A 21477-nucleotide genomic window follows, 5' to 3' on the forward strand; every position below is an offset into this window, starting at 1 on the left:
AAGGGCAGCGATTTTCTGATCTAAATTCATTTCAGCATCTTCTCGCGTGGACTTTTTTGAGGCGATTACTAGAATCAGCGCACGGCGCGGCGGATTTGAAATTTTTTTCTGATCCGTTTTTCACATAAGTCGAACCGAATCGGTTGAATATGGATTTTGTTGCGCTGCAGATTTGTCTTTATTCTCCGATTTGATTTTTTCTGCGCCGCTTTCTTTTTCTTTGGGGCGCTGTCGATTGATCGGTGCAAGATGGTTTGACACCGGTTTCGATGAAAACTATAAAACGTGAGCACGGCGCCGGTCAGGCATCGGATGGCCGCGTACAGCAGCAGAGCAGATGTCTGTTGTGTGAATTTTTCTAAAAATGTTGGAGACGCGAGGGGGTGTCTCGGCGTTTCTCGCTGGGATTGGCGTGCCGCATTTGTTATCGAGGGTTGCAAATCATCGGCATCCTCGAATGTGGCCGGCCATTCACGGCTGTGCGCTGATGACTTGATTATCCTGTCTGAAGACTTCATCCGGGCGATGCATGATCCGCCAGCCGCTGGGCGTTGCTGGAAGGTGGATATTTTACGCGCTTCGATTGAAGGCGCCTTTTAAAGCACGTATTCCCCGTATCTCAGGGCGATCGGTCCTGCATGGGCCGGCGTCCGTCATCCACGACGATCGAACGAGCGAGGGCAAGCGATGAACCAGGAATCCCGGCAAGCAGTCATTCCGCCTTATGGCGTGGCCATCCATGACGCCATCATCGATGGCGATCTGCGGACGATGAAGGCGCTGCTCTCGCGTGCCGAAGCCGTGCTGGACGAGCAGGGGGATCTGCGCACCGCCGTTGAGCTGCTCAGGCTCGAAATCGCCAAGGCCGAGCGCGGCTGATCCGGCTGGCGCCGCACGCCAGCATTCCACATTCCATTCTGATCCATCCCTCAACAAGGAGGACGTATGTCCGCAGATAACGCGGTAGGCCTGTTCCCCGTGAGCTATGTGGTCGGCACCGGCTTGCCCGGCGCACCGACGCTCAGGCTCAACCTGCTGGTTGATACGCCGAGGCGCAAGGTGGTCGGCAATGCGACGGTTACCCAGGCGGTGTCGCCACCGCTCGACCTGCATGTCGATGTCTGGGGCGAATTCACGTACATGGCCCTGATGCCGCCGCACGGCACCCGCATCCTGGTGACGGTGCAGGGCAACAGCGGCGGGCCGACCTCGAATGCCATGACGACCTTCCGGCTGCACATGGTGGTGGGCGCCGGTTGGCAGGCCGGCATCGCCAGCTACAGCTATTGGAGCAACGGTCAGTGGCACGAGGTGGAAAGCGTGCCGGCGCGCGTCGACCACGAATTCGTGCCGCTGGAGCCGGGGCCGGTGATTCCCGAGACGCTGAATGCGCTGACGATCGGCCGCACGCTGTACGGCCCGGCGATTCAGCGCGCCAGGGCATCCGGCGACCTGGCCCACATGAAGACGCTCGCCGCGTATGTGCAGCAGCAGTTGGACAGCCACCAGGAAATTGTCAGCGCCCATGCGGCGCTGCACGCCGAAATCCGCAAGCTCGAAGGCCGGCAGTGATTCCAGCGGCCACCCGCAAGCAGTGTTCACCTTTCTTCCAGGAGTGATTTCATGAGCCAAACCGGTCTGTTTCCCGTCACCTACGTTGTCGCGACGCCCGCCATCGGCGCGCCGGTGCTGACCCTGTCCCTGCTGGTCAATACGCCGGCCAAGAAGGTATCGGGCATCGCCAAGATTACCCAGTCGACCAATCCGCCGCTGGTGTTCCATGCCGATGTCTGGGGGACGTTCAGCCAGCTGCGGGTGGAGGAGGGCGCCGAGGCCTCCATCATCCTGACCCTGGACGGCAACCCGAGCGGCCAGACCAGCATGATCGCCGAGACCTTCCACCTCCACGGCATCCTGAGCAGCAACTGGCAAACCGGTCAGGCCAGCTATCGCTATGAGGAAGGCGGGCGCTGGCATGCGGTCGAGCATGCGGTCATGACCGTCGAGCAACGCGTTCAGCCGCCCCACCAGCCCGTCATGCCCATGTATGCCGTGAGCCTGCAGCAGGCGAAGGCTTCCGGCGACCTGGGGCAGATGAAGGCGCTGGCCAGCCTGGCCGAGAAGCAGCTGGCCGACGCGCCGCAGATCAAGGCGGAGCTGGACAAGCTGCATACCGAGATCGCCAAGCTCGAAGGCCGCGCCTGAGTCTCGCGCGAGACCGGCCTGCCGCCGCATGCCCTGGCCGCCGGCCGGGCATGCGGCCCAATTCCCCATAAGAAAAGAACAAGACAGCGAGGCGATATGAGCCTGCAGACCCCGCAGCCGGCCCGCTACCTGCATGCGGACGATTTCAAGCGCTACGTTCCCGTTCACGTGGTCTGGGAAATCACCCTGGCCTGTGACCTCAAATGCCTGCATTGCGGCTCCCGCGCCGGACGACGGCGACCCGACGAGCTCAATACCGCGGAGTGCCTGGAAGTCATCGAATCGCTCGCGCGGCTGGGCACGCGGGAGGTCTCGCTGATCGGCGGCGAAGCGTATCTGCGCAAGGACTGGACCGAGCTGATCCGGGCGATCCGTTCCCACGACATGTACTGCGCGGTCCAGACCGGGGGGCGCAACCTGACGCCCAAGCGGCTGGAGCAGGCGGTCGAGGCCGGGCTCAACGGCGTGGGCGTCTCGCTCGACGGGCTGGCGCCGCTGCACGACAAGGTGCGCAACGTGCCGGGCTCGTTCGACCGGGCCGTGGATACGCTCAGGCGCGCACGCGCGGCGGGTCTGGCCATCAGTGTGAACACCCAGATCGGCGCGCAGACCATGCCGGACCTCCCGGCCCTGATGGACACCATCATCGAGCTGGGCGCGACGCACTGGCAGATCCAGCTGACGGTCGCCATGGGCAATGCGGTCGACAACGATGCGCTGCTGCTCCAGCCGTATCAGCTGCAGGAGCTGATGCCGCTGCTCGCCAGGCTCTACAAGGAGGGCGTGAGCCGCGGGCTGCTGATGAACGTCGGCAACAACATCGGCTACTACGGCCCCTATGAGCATCTGTGGCGCGGCTTCGGCGACGAGCGCGTGCACTGGAACGGCTGCGCGGCGGGCCAGACGGTGATCGCGCTGGAGGCGGACGGCACCGTGAAGGGCTGCCCCTCGCTGGCGACGGTGGGCTTTGCCGGGGGCAATGTCCGCGACCTGTCGCTGGAAGACATCTGGCGCACCAGCGAGGCCATCCACTTCGGCCGCCTGCGCTCGGTGGACGATCTGTGGGGCTTCTGCCGGACCTGCTACTACGCCGATGCCTGCCGGGGCGGCTGCACCTGGACCTCGCATTCGCTGCTCGGCAAGCCGGGCAACAACCCGTATTGCCACTATCGTGTGCTGGAGCTGCAGAAGCAGGGGCTGCGCGAGCGGATCGTCAAGGAGCAGGACGCCGCCGGCGCCTCCTTCGCGGTCGGGCGCTTCGACCTGGTCACGGAGCGCATCGCGGACGGCACGCCCGTGGCCAGCATCGTGCGCTCCGGCCAGATCGTCGAGCTGGCGTGGAAGCACAAGGGCAAGCGTGCGCCGGAGGTCGGGCGGGTGCCACCGCAACTGAGCCTCTGCCGCAGCTGCAACAGCTACATCTATCCGCACGAGCAGACGTGTCCGCATTGCGGCGCGGATGTCGAGGCGGGGGCGCAGGCGCATCGCCAGGAAGCGCAGCGGCGGCGGGCGGTGGTGAACCAGCTTGAGCAACTGCTGGGACTGCCGGCCTCGACGTTCGGGGACGCCTGACAGGCCTGTCGGAGCGCCCCACGCGCGTACGCATCTGGGTGCCCGGATGCGTACGCCGCTCATCCAGTTCACTTCAACTGGAAGCCGGTCTCGGCCATTGCCGGCCTCACGATCACGAACTTCATGTTCCGGCTGTACGAGACGGCGCAATCAAGCGCGCAGAGCGTCGGGTTCGTTAAAGCGCTGCGTGCGCAGTTCAAGCACAAGTCGCTGCTTGTGTGGGACAGTACGGTGCGGCACAACAGCCGCGTTGTGCGCAAATACCTCGATAGCACGCGAGGCGCCACACAGATGGCGCTGCTGCCCGTTTACGCCCGGACCTGAACCCGGTCGAATACTTGTGGGCTTGGCTCAAGCGGCAAGCGCTGGCCAACTTCTGTCCCGATGCCCAGGCTGAACTCAAGCACACTGCTTGGCGCAAGCCTCAAGAACGGTCAGAGCCTCCCCTCGATCATCGCCGCGAACTGGAAGCAGGCTGAGCGGTGGCGACGCCATCGGTTGTGCCATTTTCAATAGGTGAAATGGTCTTGATTACCAAGTCATAACCTTGCGGGCGCAGACTCACATTAGGATGGCCGGCCAGAAAAACAGAAAGATCGCGCGCCCCAACGCCTTACTGCAGATATGAACTGAATGACACTCAAATTCGTTCGCCTTGAACAAGGAAGCTGACGGCATGACGACTTGTATTTTGCTGACGTTGGAGCAGACGCTACGCGATCCGGATAGCACGGAAGCCTCGGCACCCCATCCCGACTATATCGAGCGGTGCCGCGAGCTGGCCGCCGGCTACCATGCGCTGAGACAGCGGCAGGCACCCGACGAGCGCCCGTTGCGCGCTTACCTGCTGCTGGACATCTGGGACGGCAACCCTCTTGCCGAAGCACTGTCCGAGACATGGCCCGAGGCCGCTGCCGCACGCGCAGCCGTGCCCGATGACTTTTACGCAGGCCGCGAAGACGAGGCGCCGTGCGTGGTGCCGCTTCCTGACGAGGTGCTGCCGCACGGCGGCACCGACACACTGGCACAGGTGCGCGCGCAGGAAACCCTGGCCCGTTGGCTGGAAGACGCGAGCCGGCAAGCGAGTCAGCGGCTGGTGTGGCAGCACTTCTGTGCCATTCTCTTCAGCCCGGACTCGGCCGCGTGGGTCGCCCGATATCTCGCCTCATTGGGGTTCCAATATCCGCCGGAAAGCAGCACTGCCCGGTTGTTCCGCTATCAGGACCCGCGCGTGATGCAGCGGGTGTGGCCGGCGCTGTCGGCTGCGCAACAAGGCATGTGGCTGGGCGCCGTGGAGGGATGGTGGTCGCTGACGCAACCCTGGGGGCCTTGGGCGATGGAAGGTTTGGTTGCGCCAGCGGATGCGACTGTTCCCGCGCCGCCATGGTTCAAGGCCGAACGGCCCATGGTGCCGGATGGGCAGTCCGGGATGCTGGTGCTCAGCCGGTTGATGAATGCCGAGCAGTGGGGGCGAGCGCATTCGGCGCCGGTGGGCAATCGGGTGTGGATGCGTTTTGCAGAGAACGGCTGCGGCGCCGATGAGCTACCCGACGCAGATTTGATGCAGCAACTGCTGGCAACTGGCGTGTCATATGGGCTGGACGAGCAGAACCTCGAAGATTTCATTTGGTGCAGCGTCCGCTACCGCGAAGCGCCGCCCGCGATCGACTGGCGAGTCCCCCATTGGTCACGCGCGTTGGAGCATACGCTGCAAGTGCTGCGCGCCGATTCCGACGCGCGTTTTATCAGCACCTTTGATGCCTACCTGAATTCCGGAGAAGACGCGCATGGCTTGCACCACCCCATGTGAGCAATGCAACCGCAAGGGGTTGCCGATCCTGTTCACGCGCTATTCCGCTGGCTATAGCTCACGGCCGGAAGGGTTGTCCATCCTCGAAAAATTCAGGCCGGCCGGGCGCTTGCAGGCACAGCCGGGCGGCGTGCCGATCAAGACCGCGCGCTACGGTGTGCGGATGCTGCGCGCTGGCTATCTGTATCTGCGCATCGAGCGACGTGGCTTGCTGGAGTGGGAGGGGTATGCCGTGCATCCGCATGGCTATCTTCAGCAGTTTCCGGTGATGCTGCCGGCAAACGGCGAGGCACGGATCGCTTGCGAGCGCGATGCACGGCAGGCCAACAACAGCCTGATCTGGATCAAGGACGCCAAGAACGTCAAATCGCTGTGGTACGCGTTCCACCCCGACCCCATCGACCCGCAGCACCTCAAGCGCGAGATCGAGCCGAACCCGGCCAAGTACATGCAGCGTTTCGACGTGGCGGGCTGGCAGGTCGGCAGTACGAGCCAGGCCGATAGCCTGGAACCGGCGCAGCTGGACAAGCAGGTGCTCGAATTCGCGGCGCTGAGCGATGAACAGGTGCAGATGGTCGGCAATGAGCAGTGCTTTGGCCTGATGGGCATGACGCCGCAGGAGCGGGCCTGGGGGAACTATGAGACCGAGGAGAACGAGCAGCAATTCATCGCGGTGCCGGATGCGCCCCCCGTGGTCATCGACGATGTGCGCACCGTTCTCATTACGCAGCCGACGTATCAGCAGAAGCACGGCACTCGATTGGAGGCCATGCGCAAGTTCCTTCTGGACAACAAGGGTGCGGTCGTCGCCTGCGAAGATGCGCTCGGAATCGGCCAGGAGTTGAGCCTGCATCATTTGACGGCTGCGATCCCGTACATCAAGTGGCTCAAGGACACGGACGGGCAGGGCGTCAGCAATGCCTGGAAGGACAGTGCCAGCCGCAGCGTCCACGCCATCAAGTCTGCGTTGGAGAAGAAGGCGGTCGCGGACTATGACAGCTCAATCGATAACCTGCGCGGCGCGCGCGAGGTCATGGGCGGGCACTACCCGGGTTCGGACAGCCAGGAGCCGATCCGGCTGCGCCGCCCTGACGGCACTTACGAAACGATCACCGTCCAGGAGCTGAACCGGCGACGCATTGCGAAGCTGAACCAGCAGATCGAGCAGCGGACCGCAACGCGCCCGAAGGCAGTCGAAAACGCCAGCGGCGCGGCGCTGACCAGCGTGACGACCTTTTGCAACATGGATGCGGTCAACGCGTTCGACACCATACACCGGCAAAAGCTCAAGCAGCGCGACGCGGAGATGGACCACATCGCCGAAGACCTCATTGCGTGGATCAAATCGGACAGCCTGACGGAGAGGGCACTGGGGCTGTACAACGAGAACGTCTCGTCCGACGCGGCAGAAGACGGCATGCGCTGCGCGAGCCAGCTGTGCATGGTCCTGCTGCAACTGGATACCAGCCCGAAAGGGCGTGCCTGGTACGAGGCCTTGGACCTGTTCACGCCGCACAAGAAGAATCTGGTATGGCGCATGCTGAGCCTGAACAACCGGGAGATCAGCCAGGAAATGGAGGGTGCGCTCAAGCAGCTGAACCGGGCGCTGCCGCCGGATGATTCCGTGCCGGCCGATGCCCGGGACACCGCGAACGACCAGAAGGCTTACGCCGACGCACTGGCCGCCATCAAGGCAATGGGCAAGACGATCAAGAACGCCGACAAGATCAACAAGGAAGCGGCCAAGATCATGGCGGCGATTGACGACTACAAGGCCGGCAAAGACAAGGCGGCCGCCATCACCAAGGGGAAGGACTCGCTGGCGGAGATCCGCAAGGCGGCACTGGAGAGCCGCTCGGCCGTGCTGCTGGCGGCCGTCATGGGCAAGGTCCGGTCGGCGCCGGCCATGAAGTGGGAAGCGGCGCTGGCCAGGGCGCAGGCGTTGCTGCTGGCGAACGGGCTGGGGGCGAAGGCTGCGGCATATATCGTGGAGCAGCAGCAGGCCAAGCTCAGCAACCAGCAGCGCAAGGATGTGTTCCAGTACCTGACGACATCGATCCAGAAGAAGATCAGGAATCTTTTCAATCGAAGTGGGGCGGACAGCGCGGCGCAGGAAATGCGCGTGGGCTATGTCCTGTGCGGGGTGAATACATTGGCGGTCCTGCCCGCGCTGGCTCGCGCTTATTCGCGCCAAGATCCGCGCTCGCTGGCGGATTTGACCGGTGCAGCGTCGGCGCTGGTTGGCTCGCTCAAGCAGGTGCGGGCGGATTTTTACGAGAAGGCGGTGTTCAAGAAGGTGCCGGATGTGTTGGCGCGGCAAGCACAGAAGACGAGTGTGACCGTGGTTGCGGAAAGGGAATTGCTAGCGCTGAAGGCGGGGGCTGCGCGGTATGTGGTGGCAGGGACGATTGTTGCAATTGTCGTAGATGTCGTGGATAGGGAGATTGCGCTACAAGAGGGAAACGATGATCTAGCCATGGCTTATGGCGCCCGTGCTATAGCTGGCGGTCTATCCGTATTCGGAACATTTGGGGCCGCCAGATATATCACAGCGCCACAGTGGCTGCTGCGCCTGAATCTTTGGAGTGCTGTTGCTACGGTGGCCCTAACACTGTTGATTGCAAAAATCAAAGGTAAGGCCTGGGAGAACTGGTTGCAGGCGCAGCCGTTCCATAAAGCAGGCAGTAAAAAAACTCCCCATAAGAGTGAAGTCGAAATGGCGAGAGACCTGGCGGACGCGTTGGCTGAAATTGATGGGTAATCTGGGGAACATATGTTTGCTTGCGAGGCAGCGTTTCATCAGCACCGAAAAAAGCATAGTAGGCGAGAAGCGGTTGAATATATCGCTGATGTGAATCGGCACACGGTGCTTCATCTGCCTTCCGGGAAAGACGGGAGGAAGCCCTACGGGCCAAGCCTCGTTTGGTCGCGGACACTCTTTGACCGCAATGAGCATTTCATCGAGCTTTCCAATATGGGGGAAGAGGATAGGTCTTTGGAGTTCTTGCTGGCACTTCTTTTGCTGTCCTTGCCAATTATTGCGGCAGTGTTTTTTTTGGAGGGTTTGTATTATTCCATCAAGATCACAAATCATTTATTTATGGGCGGACTTTTTGTTGCAATGGTCGGATTTTGTGCGCTATTTTGGCCTCTCTCCATCGCCCCGACTTTTTTCACTTACCTTCGCCCTCGCTACCGCTTCAATCGCACCACACGCAAGGTGTATGTCCTACGCCCAAAGCGATATGGCGGAAACGTCATCCTTGACTGGGATCGCGTCAAGGCACACGTGAACTGGTGCGCCCCGCGAGAAATGACTCCCGACCAAATCGACGACAAGTTTGCGCGCACGCTTCGTCAGGAGGACGGCGGAGGTCCTTTCAGTGTGCGCGGGCTGGTGCTGTACTGGCCGCCGCTGGACCCGGACGACCCGGAGCGCAAGGGCGAGGATGTCCTTTGGGTCGGCCCCAAACTCGCCGGCGAGCCACTCTGGCAATACATCCGCACCTTCATGGAAGAAGGCATGGACAAGGTGCCGGAACCAAACGAATACGAATGGCTGCGCAAGGGCTTCCATACGCCAGGGCAGCATCTGGAGGAGACGGAACTGTCCGCCTCGCGTGCGCTGGATGATCTCGGAGGCCGTGGTCACAACTCCGCGCAAACGCAGTTTGCCTTCCTGATGACGTTTCTTTGGGCACCGCTGCACTGTTTAGCCGAGCGCCTATGCAAGTGGCCGACGTTTCCTGAAGAATGGAACAGCGACTGCGGCCAAAAGCGCCGCGAGGATGGCATCGGGCCGGAAGAACCGGTGCGGTGGAAACCTTCACTAGAAAACATCGTCGCCGAGCAGAGACCGCGTGCGCATGTTTAGCCGCGATGCGGCCTTCCACACGCTTGGCCGCTAAGCGTCCGGCGTGATCGGCGCCAGGTGCGGCGCGAGCTGTTCGGCCACCCAGTGCATGAACACCTGCACTCGCACCGGCAGGTTGCGCCGGTTCGGATACACCAGCGACACCGGCATCGGCGCCGGCCGGTACTGCGGCAGCACCTCCACCAGCTCGCCGCGCGCGACCTGTGGCGCGAGCACGGACACCGGCGCCTGGATGATCCCCAGCCCGGCCTGGCAGGCGGCTTCGTAGCTCTCGGCCGTGCTGACCGTCACCACCCCCGGCATGGGGCGATGGGCCGTCCGTCCGTCGATGCGGTATTCCCAGCCCGGCGCCCTGGTGCCCAGGGTCTGCACGTAGTGGACGAGGCGGTGATGGTCGAGGTCGTCCAGCGAGCGCGGCATGCCGTAGCGCGCGATGTAGGCGGGGCTGGCGCAGTTCATCTGCGGCAGCTGGCCGAGCGGGCGGGCGATCAGGCTGCTGTCGCCGAGCGTGCCGATGCGCAGCACGCAGTCGAAGCCTTCGCGGACCAGGTCGACGCGGCGGTCGGTGCTGGAGAGCTCGATCTCGAGCTGCGGATGGGCATCCAGGAAGGCGGGCAGGGCGGGGATGACGACTTTGCGCGCGACGCCCGCCGGCATGTCGACGCGCAGCCGGCCGCGCAGCGCCTGCGGGCTCTGGCGGAACATCGTTTGCAACTCCTCCATGTCGGCCAGCAGGTCCTGGCTGCGCTCGAAGAAGGCCTGGCCGTCCTGCGTGAGCTGGACCTTGCGCGTGGTCCGATGCAGCAGGCGCGTGCCGAGCAGCGTCTCCAGCTGCTGCACCGCCACGGAGGCGGCCGGCTTGGGAATTCCCAGGCTTTCGGCCGCGCGCGTGAAGCTGGCGAGTTCGGCCACGCGGATGAAGATCTGCATCGCTTCCAGCGGGTTGGACATGGCGGGCAAGGATGGGGATTGTTATTGGATTAAAAACACAGCAATAGAATAATCGAGATTTATTCCGTGTTTATCGCCCAATAACATGCAGGTGTTCAAGGTGCCCGGCACCCGCCATCACAGGAGCGCGACATGACCCAACCCCAATCCCCCACCCCCATCGCCCTGGTCACCGGCGGCAGCCGCGGCCTCGGCAGGAACATGGTGCAGAAGCTGGCCCGCGGCGGCACCGATGTGATCTTCACCTACCGCAGCAACCAGGCCGAGGCGCAGGCGCTGGTCGCGGAACTGGCCGCGCTCGGACGCCGCGCCGCCGCGCTGCAGCTGGACGCCGGCCAGATCGCCACCTTCGCCGCATTCGCCGATGCGGTGCGCGGCGTGCTGGCGCAATGGCAGCGCGAGCGCATCGACGCGCTCGTCAACAATGCCGGCATCGGCATCCACGCCAGTCTGGCCGAGATGACCGAAGCGCAGTTCGATGCGCTGATGAACGTGCACTTCAAGGGCGTGTTTTTCCTGACGCAGGCGCTGCTGCCGCTGATTGCCGATGGCGGGCGCATCGTCAACATCTCGTCGGGGCTGACGCGCTTTGCCTTCGTGGGCTACGGCGCCTACGCGGCGATGAAGGGCGCGGTCGAGGTGCTGACGAAATACATGGCGAAGGAACTCGGCCCGCGCGGCATTGCGGTGAACGTGGTGGCGCCGGGGGCGATCGAGACCGACTTCGGCGGTGGCCGGGTGCGCGATGACGCAAACCTGAACGCCATGGTGGCCGCGCAGACGGCGCTGGGCCGCGTGGGCCTGCCGGACGATATCGGCGGGGTGGTGGCGTCGCTGCTGGCGCCGGACAACCGCTGGATCAACGCACAGCGGATCGAGGCGTCGGGCGGGATGTTCCTCTAGGCCCTTCAGGCCCTTCAGGCCCTTCAGGCCGGCCCGACGCCGGCGGCGGTGGCGCGTTCAGGCCACCGCCTTGGCCGCGGCCCGGCCGCGCAGCCATTCGAAGGTCAGCAGCAGGCAGGTGGAGAACACGATCAGGATGGTGGCGAGCGCGGCGATGGTCGGCGAGATGTTCTCGCGGATGCCGGTGAACATCTGGCGCGGCAGCGTGACCTGGTCGGCGCCGGCGAGGAACAGTGTGACCACCACTTCGTCGAACGAGGTCGCGAAGGCGAACAGCGCCCCGGAAATCACGCCCGGCGCGATCACCGGCAGGGTGATGCGGAAGAACGTCGTGACGGGGTTGGCGCCCAGCGACAGGCTGGCGCGCACGAGGTTGTGGTTGAAGCCCTGCAGCGTCGCCAGCACCGTCGTCACCACGAAGGGCACGCCGAGCGCCGCATGCGCCAGGATCAGGCCGATGTAGGTGTTGGCCAGCCCGAGCGGCGCGAAGAACAGGTACATGCCGACCCCGACCACCACCACCGGCACGATCATCGGCGAGACCAGGATCGCCATCAGCAGCGCCTTGCCGCGGAATTCCGCCTTGTTCAGGCCGATGGCGGCCAGCGTGCCGAACACGGTCGCTACCAGCGTGGCGGCAGGCGCCACGATGAAGCTGTTCTTGGCGGCCATGCGCCATTCTTCGGAGCTGACCAGGTTCTGGTACCAGCGCAGCGAGTAGCTGGGGATCGGGTAGGCGAGGAAGGTGCTCGACGAGAACGACAGCGGCACGATCACCAGCACCGGCAGCACCAGGTAGAGCAGCGTCAGCACGGCCAGGCCGCGCAGCGCGAAGTACCAGATGCGCTCGATGAGCGAGGTGTGCGGGGCGAACATCGGCCTGGCGAATTTCATGATCGGCTCCTCTCTTCAGCGCGCGTTGGCCTTGGCGCGCGTGAAGCGGCCGTAGACGCCGTACAGCACCAGCGTGGCCGCCAGCAGCAGCGCGCCCAGCGCGCATGCCATGCCCCAGTTGATGGTGACGTTGGTGAAGTACGCCACGTAGTAGCTGACCATCTGGTCGTTCGGGCCGCCCAGCAGCGCGGGCGTGATGTAGTAGCCGAGCGCGAGGATGAACACCAGCAGCGCGCCGGCACCCACGCCCGGGTAGGTCTGCGGCACATACACGCGCCAGAACGCCGCGAACGGATGGCTGCCCAGCGACACCGCCGCACGCTGGTAGGTGGACGGGATCGACTTCATCACGCTGTACAGGGGCAGGATCATGAACGGCAGCAGGATGTGCGTCATCGAGATATAGACGCCAATGCGGTTGAACAGCAGCGCCAGCGGCTCGCGGATCAGCCCCAGGCCCATCAGCGCATGGTTGACGAGGCCCTCGCTCTGCAGCAGCACGATCCACGCGGCCACGCGCACCAGGATCGAGGTCCAGAACGGAATCAGCACCAGCACCATCACCAGGTTGGCGCGGCGCTCCGACAGCGTCGAGATCCAGTACGCCAGCGGGTAGCCCAGCAGCAGCGTGAGCAGCGTGACCACGGCGCTGATGACGAAGGTGCGGCCGAACACGGTGACGTAGATCTGCTCGTCGGGGTCGGTCGCCTCGATATGGCCGAAGGCGTCCTGGCGGTGGTCGAGCGCGGCCAGCAGGTAGAACGGCGAGGTGCGGCTGCTGTTCTTGGCGATGGCCTGCCAGTAGGCGGTGTCGGCCCAGCGCTCGTCGAGCTCGACCAGCCGGGCGCGGGTCTGGGCCGGCGCCAGCGCATGGCCTTGTTCGTCGGCGAGCGGCATGGCGCGCGCGGTCTTGGCGACCAGCGAGCGGAAGCCGGAGATTTCGGTGTTCAGGCGGCGGGCCAGGGCGCCCATCGCCTCGCCGGCCTGCGTGGCGGTCAGGTCGTCGGCGAGGGCGGCGTAGGCGGCGTCGGCCGGCGGGGTCCTGCGGTCCCAGCTCTTGAGCGCGGCGACCGTCCTGGGTAGGGCATCCGCCACCTCGGGGTTTTGCACCGCGCGGGTCAGCAGCGCGCCGATCGGCACCACGAAGATGAGCAAGAGGAAGAGGGCGAGCGGCGCCACCAGGGCCAGCGCCATGGCGCGCCGGCGCGCTTCCGCGCTCTTGAGCTCGCGTTTGAGTCTGGCTGTCGAATCGGGGGTCGTGTCAGCCGTGATCGTCATGGTGTTCAATTCTGCACCTGCCGTGTCCTGCACCCTTCATGTCGGGCCGGCGCCGGGGCATGCCGGAGCATGCGAGCGCGCCGGCCCGGGCGGCCTGCTTACTTCGATGCCCACGAGGCGAAGCGCTGCTCCAGCTCATCGCCGTGGTCGGTCCAGAACTGCAGGTTCTGCAGCACCGCGCTCTTGCCGTTCTCGGGCGAGTTGGGCAGGTTGGCCTGGGTCTTCGCATCGAGCGCCTTGATCGCGGCCAGGTTGGCCGGGCCGTAGGCGATGTGCTTGGCGTATTCCTGCTGGGCCTTCTGCGACAGCGTGTAGGCGATGTACTGCTCGGCCAGCGCCTTGTTCGGCGTGCCCTTGGGGATCGCCCAGTAGTCCAGGTCGTAGATGCTGCCGTTCCAGACCACCTTGAGGTTCTTGCCTTCGCGCTGCGCGGCGTCGATGCGGCCGTTGAAGGCGGTGGACATCACCACGTCGCCGGCCACCAGGAACTGCGGCGGCTGCGCGCCGGCTTCCCACCACTGGATGTAGGGCTTGAGCTGGTCGAGCTTCTTGAAGGCGCGGTTCTGGCCGTCCTTGGTGGCGAGCACTTTGTAGACGTCCTTGACCGGCACGCCGTCGGCCATCAGCGCGAACTCCAGGTTGTAGCGCGCGCCCTTGCGCATGCCGCGCTTGCCCGGGAATTTCTTCACGTCCCAGAAGTCGGCCCAGCCGCTGGGGGCGGCCTTGAGCTTGTCGGCGTTGTAGGCCAGCGCCGTCGACCAGACGAAGAAGCCGACGCCGCAGGTGTGCGGCGCCTCGGGCACCAGGTCGGCCTTCTTGGCGATCTTGGACCAGTCGAGTTTCTCGAACAGGCCCTCGTCGCAGCCGCGGCCGATGTCGCCCGACTCGACTTCGACCACGTCCCAGTTGACGTGCTTGGCTTCGACCATGGCCTTGATCTTGGCCTGCTCGCCGTTGTACTCGACGGCGGTGACCTTGTTGCCGGTCTGCGCCTCGAACGGCTTGTTGAATGCGGCCTTCTGCGCGTCGCCGTTGGCGCCGCCGAAGTTGACGACGGTGACCTCCGCCGCGTGCGCGCCGCAGGCGACGGCGAATGCTGCGGCGAGCAAGCTCAGGCGCGTCTTCGCGATGGGTTTCATGTTGGCTCCTCTCTTTTGGCTTTGGCGTGTGGTTGCTGCTGTGGTCGATGGGCCCCGGGGCCGCCGCCCCGCGCGCCCGGTGATTCAGGTGAAGACGCGCAGGTGCTCGGGCGCGAATTCCAGCCGGATCGGCGCGCCCGGCGCGAACGATTCGAGCGCGCGCGTGCCGAGCGGCACCTTGACGAAGCACTCCGCCTGCTCGGGCAGGGCGCAGCGCATGCGGACGTGGTCGCCGAAATACACCAGGCCGCGCGTCTGGCCGGCGAGCGCGTTGCCGGCGCCGGCATCGGCGGGCTCGGCCAGGCGCATGCGCTCGGGCCGGATGCAGCCGACGGCGGCGGCCCCGACCGGCGCGCCGGCGACGTTGCGGCCGATCACGCGCGCGCCGTCGTTCAATTGCAGTTGGCAGTAGTCGCCGTCGAGGCCGACGACGGTGCCGCGCAGCGTGTTGCTGTCGCCGATGAAGTTGGCGACGAATGCGTTGCAGGGGGATTCGTAGAGGCGGTCGACCGTGTCGAGCTGCTGCACCACGCCCTTGTCGAACACGGCCACGCGGTCGGACATGGTCAGCGCCTCGCCCTGGTCGTGCGTGACGTAGACGAAGGTCACGCCCAGCTTCTCGTGCAGCGACTTCAGCTCGTACTGCATGTGCTCGCGCAGCTGCTTGTCCAGCGCGCCGAGCGGCTCGTCCATCAGCACCAGCTTGGGTTCGAACACCAGCGCGCGCGCCAGGGCGATGCGCTGCTGCTGGCCGCCGGAGAGCTGCGCGGGATAGCGCTTGGCGAAGCCCTCCATGCGCACCATCTTCAGGGCATGGTGGACACGCTCGGCGCGCTCGGCGGCGGCAAGCTTGCGCACGGTGAGCGGGTACTCGACGTTCTGCGCGACCGTGAGGTGCGGGAACAGCGCGTAGTTCTGGAACACCATGCCGATGTTGCGCTTGTGCGGCGGCACGGTGTTGAGCAGGGTGCCTTCGAGGCGGATCTCGCCGCCGGTCGGAAACTCGAAGCCGGCCAGCATCATCAGGCAGGTCGTCTTGCCGGAGCCGGACGGGCCGAGCAGCGTCAGGAACTCGCCCTGATAGATGTCCAGGTCCAGGTGCTTGACCACCAGGGTCTCGCCGTCGTAGGTCTTGCGCACACCGCGAAAGCTGACGATCACGTCGTCGGTCTTCATCACTTCCTCCCACCGTTCCTTGCTCGGGCCGGCACCGGCAGCATCGCGCTGGGGTGTCGGATCGTGGATGGAATATAGCGGCTCATGGTCTTACCACTTGGACCCAATCCGGGTTTTTTGATGGAGCCATTTTTGCCCGCTCCCACGTGTTTGCCATGTGGCGATGCACCCGCCGGCACCACAATAGGGATAACTCCCGATGCCTTGCCCAGGCAGGCGCGGCGCGGTGTCGGGGCAGGGGCGACGACGTAGCCAGTGTAGGCCGCCATCGAGGGCCGTGCGTCAAGACATGGGGCGCCCGATACAGCCGATGGCGATGGTGCCGGCGGGCCGGACGGCGTGGGCGGATCTGGTGCAAGGCGCATTCCCGAAGACGGTGCGCCGCGATGGCGCGTCGCCGGCCGGGCCTCGGCATGGCCCGCGTGTCTTGTTGTCCCGCAGCAACCTGAAGACGTGCGGGGCGGTTGCTTCAGCCGGCTGGCGCGCGGTCGGCCTCGGCGAAGCGCACGCTGACGGTCAGGCCGCCGCCCGCGGTGTCCGACAGCGCGACGGTGGCGCCGTGCACACGGGCGATTTCGCGCACGATGGCCAGGCCCAGCCCGCTGCCTTCCTGGGCCTGGGCGGTGCTGCCCCGGTAGAAGCGGCCGAAGACGGCGTCGCGCTCCGCCTCGGCGATGCCGGGGCCGTTGTCTTCCACCTGCAGCAGCGCGCCGGTGTCCTGGCCGGGCGCCGCCTGCCGCGCGACCCGCAGCGTCACGCGCGCGTCGCGGCCGGCATAGCGGATCGCGTTGTCGAGCAGATTGCCCACCAGTTCCTGCAGCCATTGCGGTTCGGCCGCGACTGTCACGGGCTCGCCCTCGAAGCCGAGGTCGATGCCGGCGCGGTGCGCCACCGGCGCCAGTTCCAGCGCCACCTCGCCGGCCAGCGTGTCGAGCCGCAGCGGCTGCAGCGACGGGGCATAGCCGCTGTCCGGCTCCAGCCGCGACAGCGACAGCAGCTGCTGCACGCCCTTGGCCGCCTGCCGCACCGTGTCGTGCAGCGGCGCGAGGTGGCGGCGGATGCGGTTGCCGTCGGGCTCGCGCAGCGCCAGCTCCGATTGGGCCTGGATCACGGCCAGCGGCGTCTTGAGCTGATGCGCCGCATCGGCGAAGAAACGCTTGCGGGCGTCGAGCATGCGCAGCAGCCGTGCCACATACTGGTTGATGGCGGCCACCAGCGGGGTCACCTCGGCCGGCAGGCCGTGCTGCGGCAGCGGGGCGAGCTCGTCGGCATGGCGCGCGGCCACGCTGGCGCTGAGCTGGCGCAGCGGCCGCAGGCCTCGCCGCACGCCCAGCCAGACGATGCCGAGCGCCAGCAGCACCAGCAGCCCCTCCTGCAGCAGCGAGCCCGTCAGCATGTCGTGCGCCAGGGCTTCGCGCGGCTCGACCGACTCGCCCACCAGCACCCACACCACCTGAATCTGCGCGGAGGCGGCGTCGCGCACCGGCAGCCGCTGTGCCGCCACCCGGACCCGCATGTCGCGCAGCACGGCATCGTAGAACGCCGTGCGGTAGGGCTCGGGCGGCCGGGTGGGCGGCAGGGGCAGTTCGTCGTAGCCGGTCAGGGTGGTGCCGCGCGCGTCGAGGATGCGGTAGAAGATGCTGCTGCCCGCCTCCGATTCGAAGATCTCCAGGGCCAGGTAGGGCAGGTTGATGGCGAACTGCCCGTCGCGCAGCCGGATGCCTTCGCGCATGGCCTTGAGCGAGCCCTGCAGCGTGCGGTCGAAGGCGTGGTGGGCGGCGGCCATGGCGCGGCCGTAGGTCAGCCAGGCATCGAGCGCCAGCAGGCCCAGCAACGGCAGCAGCAGCCACAGCAGCAGTTGCCGGCGCAGGCTGGGGGCGCTCATCGGCCGACGGCGGCCGGCGCCTGCGGCACGGCCTCGAGCAGGTAGCCCAGCCCGCGCAGCATGACGATGGCCACGCCGCTGCCGTCGAGCTTCTTGCGCAGCCGGTGCACGTAGATTTCGATGGCGTCGGCGTTGACCGATTCGTTGATGCCGAAGATCTTCTCCGAGATGGCGGCCTTGTTGACGGCGCGGCCATCGCGCAGCATCAGGACTTCCAGCACCGCGCGCTCGCGGCCGGTCAGCGCCAGCGCCTCGCCGCGCAGGGTGAAGGCGCCGCTGGTGCCGTCGTAGTGCAGGGGGCCGCATTGCAGCTGCGTGCGCTCGTGGCCGTGGCTGCGGCGGATCAGCGCGCGGGCGCGCGCCTCCACCTCGGTCAGGTCGAACGGTTTGGTCAGGTAATCGTCGGCGCCGAGGTTCAGGCCGCGCACCCGCTCTTCCACGGCGCCGTGCGCGGTCAGGATCATCACCGGCAGCGGATTGCGGCGCAGGCGCAGGCGGCGCAGCACTTCGAGCCCGTCGAGCCGGGGCAGGCCGAGGTCGAGCAGCAGCAGGGCGTAGTCCTGCGTGGTCAGCAGCAGGTCGGCGGCGTGGCCGTCGTGCACGCAGTCGACCGTGAAGCCGGCCTGGCCCAGGGCTTCCTCCAGCGTGCCGGCCAGCTTCGGGTTGTCTTCCACCAACAGGATGCGCATCGCTTGCTGCTTCCAACGTCTTCGACCAAGGCGCAGAGAAATACCGCATCCGCGCGGCTTTTGAAGCTAGGGAAACCCCCTGGCGCCAGCGCGCTACGGGCGGCGCAAATGGCGGCCGATCGAAAGTGAACTGAAAGTGCGCCTCTTCTACGATGCCTGGCGCTGCGCAAGCGCGGCAGAACAATCACAAGGGAGACCCGATGAAAATCACCTCGATGGCGCTGGCGGCGGCCGCGCTGGCGACCGCCGGCACCGCGGCGGCCCAATCCAACGTGACCCTGTACGGCATCATGGATGCCGGCATCGAATACGTGAACCACGCCGGCGCCAACGGCGGCGGCGCGGCCCGCTTGGTGTCGGGCGGCAAGAACACCTCGCGCTGGGGCCTGCGCGGCAGCGAAGACCTGGGCGGCGGGCTGAAGGGCATCTTCAACCTCGAGAGCGGCATCGCCATCGATACCGGCCGGCTCGACACCGACAACACGCTGTTCGACCGCCGCGCCGTGGTCGGTCTGGCGGGCAGCTTCGGCCAGGTGGTGTTCGGCCGCACCTTCACCACCACCTACGACTTCATGCTGCCCTACGACCCGATGGGCTATGCGCCCAACTACTCGTGGGCGACCTCGTCGACGGCCACCGGCGACCGCAAGGACGGCCTGTTCTCGCGCGCCTCCAACGCGGTGCGCTACGACGGCACCTTCGGCGGCCTGAAGCTCGGCGCCACGGTCGGCTTTGGCGAGGTGGCGGGCAACTTCAAGAGCTCGTCCAAGTATGACGTGGGCATCGGCTACAGCGCGGGCGGCTTCTCGGCGGCCGCCACGTGGGACCGCCAGAACGGCGCCGGCACGAGCACCACGCCGGCCGACACCACCGACTACATCCAGGGCATCCACGCCGGCGCCAGCTATGACTTCGGCGCGCTCAAGCTGTTCGCGGGCTACCGCAACTACAAGCGCGCCTTCACCACGGCCGCGGCCACGCAGCGCAGCGATATGTACTGGGCCGGCGCCAGCTACGATTTCACGCCGGCGTTCACGCTGTTCGGCGCGGTCTACAAGCAGAACATCAAGGGCGGCACCGATGCCGACCCGATCCTGTTCTCGCTGCGCGCGCAATACGCCTTGTCCAAGCGCACCACGGCCTACCTGGCCGGCGGCTACGCCAAGGCGAGGAACGGCCAGAACGTAAGCCTGTCGCGCGACGTGGCCGGCTTCGGCAACAGCCAGGTCGGCGTGACGGCGGGCCTGCAGCACCGCTTCTGATCGCACCGCTGCCGGGGTAGCCCGGCACAACGACAACGGGCACCCGAAGGTGCCCGTTTTTCATGGTGCGTGCCGGGTCAGCCCAGCAGCAGCGCGTCGTCGTCGACCTTGGCGCCGCGCGTTTCCTCGAACTTCTGCAGCAGGTGCGGCACGTCCAGGCCGGCGCGCTCGCCGCCCTGCACGTCGAGGATCACGTTGCCCTGGTGCAGCATCACCGTGCGCTGGCCGTAGTCGAGCGCCTGGCGCATCGAGTGCGTGACCATCATCGTCGTCAGCTTGCTCTCCGAGACGATCTTGGCGGTCAGTTCCAGCACGAAGGCGGCCGTCTTCGGGTCGAGCGCGGCGGTGTGCTCGTCCAGCAGCAGGATGCGCGACGGCTGCAGCGAGGCCATCAGCAGGCTTACCGCCTGGCGCTGGCCGCCCGAGAGCAGGCCGATGCGGTCGGTCAGGCGATTCTCCAGGCCGAGGTCGAGCCGGCGCAGCTGCGCGCGGAAGACCTCGCGCCACTTGCGGTTGGTGGCGAAGCCGAACCCGCGCCGCTGCCCGCGGCACATGGCCAGCGACATGTTCTCTTCGATGGTCAGGTTCTCGCAGGTGCCGGCCATCGGGTCCTGGAACACGCGCGCCACCAGGTTGGCGCGCTGCCACGCCGTCTTGCGCGTGACGTCGATGCCGTCGATGGTGATGCGGCCTGCGTCGACCATCTGATCGCCGCTGATGGAGTTCAGGAAGGTCGATTTGCCGGCGCCGTTGGAGCCGATCACGGTGACGAACTGCCCGGTCGGGATCTCCAGCGACAGGCCGCGCAGCGCGCGCGTCTCGATGGGCGTGCCGGCGTTGAAGGTGAGGGTGAGTCCTTGTGCGCTCAGCATGTCAGTTCCCCTTGTTGCCGTTGCCGCGGGAGAGCGCGCCGAACACCTTGCGGCGCATGCCGGGCAGCACCAGGGCGATCACCACCAGCGCGGCGGTCACCATGTTGAGGTCCTGCGCCTGCAGGCCGATGAAGTCGCTGTTGAGCGCCAGGGCGATGAAGAAGCGATAGAGGACCGCGCCCACCACCACGGCCAGCGTGGTCAGCATCAGGCGGCGCGCCGGCAGCACGGTCTCGCCGATGATGACGGCGGCCAGGCCGATCACGATGGTGCCGATGCCCATGGAGACATCGGCGCCGCCCTGCGTCTGCGCATACAGGGCACCGGCCAGCGCGACCAGCGCATTGGACAGCGCCATGCCCGCCAGCGTGGCGCGGCCGGTGGCGATGCCCTGGGCGCGCGCCATGCGCGGGTTGGCGCCGGTCGCGCGCAGCGACAGGCCGACCTGCGTCGAGAAGAACCAGTCCAGCAGCAGCTTGGCCACCACCACCACCACGGCCAGCAGCACCGAGCGCGCCACGTAGTCGGGCATCCAGTCGGGCTGCAGCACCGTGAAGACGGTCGCCTCGGAGATCAGCGGCACGTTGGGGCGGCCCATGATGCGCAGGTTGACCGAGTACAGCGCGATCATCATCAGGATGCTGGCGAGCAGGTCCATGATCTTCAGGCGCACGTTCAGCCAGCCGGTGATGAAGCCCGCCACGCCGCCGGCCAGCAGGCCGCACAGGGTGGCCATGAACGGATCGTGTCCGCCGGCGATGAGCGTGGCCGAGACGGCGCCGCCCATGGTGAAGCTGCCGTCGACGGTGAGATCGGGGAAGTTGAGGATGCGAAAGGAGATCAGCACCCCGAGCGCCACGAGGCTGAAGACCAGGCCGATCTCCAGGGCGCCGAGCAATGAAAACAATGACATGACAGAGTGGGGCGCGGCGGCTGGCCGCCACGCCACGGTGCAGTGAATGGGGAC

At 66.0% G+C, this 21477-nt stretch carries 19 protein-coding genes and 1 pseudogene; 10 read left to right on the forward strand and 10 right to left on the reverse strand.

Translation table 11 applies throughout. From position 1 onward, the window contains the following. Nucleotides 1-74: 74 nt before the first annotated feature. Nucleotides 75-518 carry a hypothetical protein gene (locus tag GO999_RS08245; RefSeq protein ID WP_127591852.1) on the reverse strand — a complete coding sequence of 148 codons (444 nt, stop codon included), beginning with the start codon at nt 516-518 and terminating at the stop codon, nt 75-77. 169 nt (nt 519-687) lie between these two features. Between GO999_RS08245 and GO999_RS08250 the strand changes: the two genes are divergently transcribed. The 8 genes and pseudogenes from GO999_RS08250 (at nt 688) to GO999_RS08285 (ending at nt 9461) form a co-directional block, all read left to right on the forward strand. Then, a complete protein-coding gene (locus tag GO999_RS08250) occupies nt 688-879 on the forward strand; it encodes a DUF1843 domain-containing protein (RefSeq protein WP_011001663.1) in 192 nt (63 codons plus the stop codon). 66 nt (nt 880-945) lie between these two features. Further along, the gene (locus GO999_RS08255; RefSeq protein ID WP_211906744.1) at nt 946-1572 is read left to right on the forward strand and encodes a DUF1842 domain-containing protein; all 627 of its coding nucleotides are present in this window, start codon (nt 946-948) and stop codon (nt 1570-1572) included. Between the two features lie 51 nt (nt 1573-1623). Further along, entirely contained in the window at nt 1624-2205 is a 582-nt protein-coding gene (locus GO999_RS08260; RefSeq protein ID WP_011001665.1) for a DUF1842 domain-containing protein, read from the forward strand. 96 nt (nt 2206-2301) lie between these two features. Then, a complete protein-coding gene (locus tag GO999_RS08265; RefSeq protein WP_011001666.1) occupies nt 2302-3777 on the forward strand; it encodes a GDL motif peptide-associated radical SAM/SPASM maturase in 1476 nt (491 codons plus the stop codon). After that, nucleotides 3777-4293: pseudogene (locus GO999_RS24665) on the forward strand (transposase); the annotation flags it as partial. The gene GO999_RS08265 and the pseudogene GO999_RS24665, both read left to right, overlap by 1 nt. Before the next feature lie 160 nt (nt 4294-4453). Next, nucleotides 4454-5587, forward strand: a complete 1134-nt coding sequence (locus GO999_RS08275; protein WP_197368717.1) for a DUF4123 domain-containing protein — start codon at nt 4454-4456, stop codon at nt 5585-5587. After that, a complete protein-coding gene (locus GO999_RS08280) occupies nt 5565-8348 on the forward strand; it encodes a T6SS effector BTH_I2691 family protein (protein ID WP_123203654.1) in 2784 nt (927 codons plus the stop codon). Before GO999_RS08275 ends, GO999_RS08280 begins: the two co-directional genes overlap by 23 nt. 234 nt (nt 8349-8582) lie before the next feature. Beyond that, nucleotides 8583-9461 (forward strand): MFS transporter, encoded by an 879-nt coding sequence (locus GO999_RS08285; protein ID WP_311134508.1) that lies wholly within the window; start codon nt 8583-8585, stop codon nt 9459-9461. 30 nt (nt 9462-9491) lie between these two features. On the opposite strand, the gene GO999_RS08290 is transcribed toward GO999_RS08285, so the two are convergent. Then, nucleotides 9492-10412 carry a LysR family transcriptional regulator gene (locus tag GO999_RS08290; RefSeq protein ID WP_058908136.1) on the reverse strand — a complete coding sequence of 307 codons (921 nt, stop codon included), beginning with the start codon at nt 10410-10412 and terminating at the stop codon, nt 9492-9494. A gap of 132 nt (nt 10413-10544) precedes the next feature. Here GO999_RS08290 and GO999_RS08295 point away from each other — a divergent pair, with 132 nt between their 5' ends. After that, nucleotides 10545-11315 (forward strand): SDR family NAD(P)-dependent oxidoreductase, encoded by a 771-nt coding sequence (locus GO999_RS08295; RefSeq protein ID WP_011001668.1) that lies wholly within the window; start codon nt 10545-10547, stop codon nt 11313-11315. Nucleotides 11316-11372: 57 nt separating this feature from the next. On the opposite strand, the gene GO999_RS08300 is transcribed toward GO999_RS08295, so the two are convergent. The 6 genes from GO999_RS08300 to GO999_RS08325 all read right to left on the reverse strand — a co-directional run bounded on the left by GO999_RS08300 (nt 11373) and on the right by GO999_RS08325 (nt 18376). Beyond that, on the reverse strand, nt 11373-12209 hold the full coding sequence (locus tag GO999_RS08300; protein ID WP_016724561.1) for an ABC transporter permease: 837 nt from the start codon (nt 12207-12209) through the stop codon (nt 11373-11375). A gap of 15 nt (nt 12210-12224) precedes the next feature. Further along, entirely contained in the window at nt 12225-13487 is a 1263-nt protein-coding gene (locus GO999_RS08305; RefSeq protein WP_019718754.1) for an ABC transporter permease, read from the reverse strand. A gap of 98 nt (nt 13488-13585) precedes the next feature. After that, nucleotides 13586-14626, reverse strand: coding sequence for an ABC transporter substrate-binding protein (locus tag GO999_RS08310; RefSeq protein ID WP_011001671.1), 1041 nt, complete (start codon nt 14624-14626; stop codon nt 13586-13588). Between the two features lie 84 nt (nt 14627-14710). After that, nucleotides 14711-15802 (reverse strand): ABC transporter ATP-binding protein, encoded by a 1092-nt coding sequence (locus GO999_RS08315; protein WP_011001672.1) that lies wholly within the window; start codon nt 15800-15802, stop codon nt 14711-14713. 469 nt (nt 15803-16271) lie between these two features. After that, entirely contained in the window at nt 16272-17687 is a 1416-nt protein-coding gene (locus tag GO999_RS08320) for a sensor histidine kinase (RefSeq protein ID WP_211906745.1), read from the reverse strand. Further along, on the reverse strand, nt 17684-18376 hold the full coding sequence (locus tag GO999_RS08325; protein ID WP_011001674.1) for a response regulator: 693 nt from the start codon (nt 18374-18376) through the stop codon (nt 17684-17686). The genes GO999_RS08320 and GO999_RS08325 overlap by 4 nt, the downstream gene beginning before the upstream one ends. Before the next feature lie 200 nt (nt 18377-18576). On the opposite strand from GO999_RS08325, the gene GO999_RS08330 reads away from it, so the two are divergent. Next, nucleotides 18577-19638, forward strand: a complete 1062-nt coding sequence (locus tag GO999_RS08330) for a porin (RefSeq protein WP_020832061.1) — start codon at nt 18577-18579, stop codon at nt 19636-19638. Between the two features lie 77 nt (nt 19639-19715). Here GO999_RS08330 and GO999_RS08335 read toward each other — a convergent pair whose 3' ends face one another. Together GO999_RS08335 and GO999_RS08340 are read right to left on the reverse strand one after the other, a co-directional pair. Then, a complete protein-coding gene (locus GO999_RS08335) occupies nt 19716-20510 on the reverse strand; it encodes an ABC transporter ATP-binding protein (protein ID WP_011001676.1) in 795 nt (264 codons plus the stop codon). A gap of 1 nt (nt 20511) precedes the next feature. Then, entirely contained in the window at nt 20512-21423 is a 912-nt protein-coding gene (locus GO999_RS08340) for an ABC transporter permease (RefSeq protein ID WP_211906746.1), read from the reverse strand. Between the last annotated feature and the right edge of the window lie 54 nt (nt 21424-21477).

The sequence above is a fragment of the Ralstonia nicotianae genome (assembly GCF_018243235.1).
Classification (GTDB): domain Bacteria; phylum Pseudomonadota; class Gammaproteobacteria; order Burkholderiales; family Burkholderiaceae; genus Ralstonia; species Ralstonia nicotianae.

Bases quoted from the DNA above. Each gene is read 5' to 3' on its own strand.
- GO999_RS08260 (WP_011001665.1), top strand. From the start codon at position 1,624: ATGAGCCAAACCGGTCTGTTTCCCGTCACCTACGTTGTCGCGACGCCC.
- GO999_RS08255 (WP_211906744.1), top strand. From the start codon at position 946: ATGTCCGCAGATAACGCGGTAGGCCTGTTCCCCGTGAGCTATGTGGTC.
- GO999_RS08340 (WP_211906746.1), bottom strand. From the start codon at position 21,423: ATGTCATTGTTTTCATTGCTCGGCGCCCTGGAGATCGGCCTGGTCTTC.
- GO999_RS08290 (WP_058908136.1), bottom strand. From the start codon at position 10,412: ATGTCCAACCCGCTGGAAGCGATGCAGATCTTCATCCGCGTGGCCGAA.
- GO999_RS08315 (WP_011001672.1), bottom strand. From the start codon at position 15,802: ATGAAGACCGACGACGTGATCGTCAGCTTTCGCGGTGTGCGCAAGACC.
- GO999_RS08250 (WP_011001663.1), top strand. From the start codon at position 688: ATGAACCAGGAATCCCGGCAAGCAGTCATTCCGCCTTATGGCGTGGCC.
- GO999_RS08335 (WP_011001676.1), bottom strand. From the start codon at position 20,510: ATGCTGAGCGCACAAGGACTCACCCTCACCTTCAACGCCGGCACGCCC.
- GO999_RS08325 (WP_011001674.1), bottom strand. From the start codon at position 18,376: ATGCGCATCCTGTTGGTGGAAGACAACCCGAAGCTGGCCGGCACGCTG.
- GO999_RS08310 (WP_011001671.1), bottom strand. From the start codon at position 14,626: ATGAAACCCATCGCGAAGACGCGCCTGAGCTTGCTCGCCGCAGCATTC.
- GO999_RS08265 (WP_011001666.1), top strand. From the start codon at position 2,302: ATGAGCCTGCAGACCCCGCAGCCGGCCCGCTACCTGCATGCGGACGAT.
- GO999_RS08280 (WP_123203654.1), top strand. From the start codon at position 5,565: ATGGCTTGCACCACCCCATGTGAGCAATGCAACCGCAAGGGGTTGCCG.
- GO999_RS08300 (WP_016724561.1), bottom strand. From the start codon at position 12,209: ATGAAATTCGCCAGGCCGATGTTCGCCCCGCACACCTCGCTCATCGAG.
- GO999_RS08305 (WP_019718754.1), bottom strand. From the start codon at position 13,487: ATGACGATCACGGCTGACACGACCCCCGATTCGACAGCCAGACTCAAA.
- GO999_RS08330 (WP_020832061.1), top strand. From the start codon at position 18,577: ATGAAAATCACCTCGATGGCGCTGGCGGCGGCCGCGCTGGCGACCGCC.
- GO999_RS08320 (WP_211906745.1), bottom strand. From the start codon at position 17,687: ATGAGCGCCCCCAGCCTGCGCCGGCAACTGCTGCTGTGGCTGCTGCTG.
- GO999_RS08295 (WP_011001668.1), top strand. From the start codon at position 10,545: ATGACCCAACCCCAATCCCCCACCCCCATCGCCCTGGTCACCGGCGGC.
- GO999_RS08245 (WP_127591852.1), bottom strand. From the start codon at position 518: ATGAAGTCTTCAGACAGGATAATCAAGTCATCAGCGCACAGCCGTGAA.
- GO999_RS08275 (WP_197368717.1), top strand. From the start codon at position 4,454: ATGACGACTTGTATTTTGCTGACGTTGGAGCAGACGCTACGCGATCCG.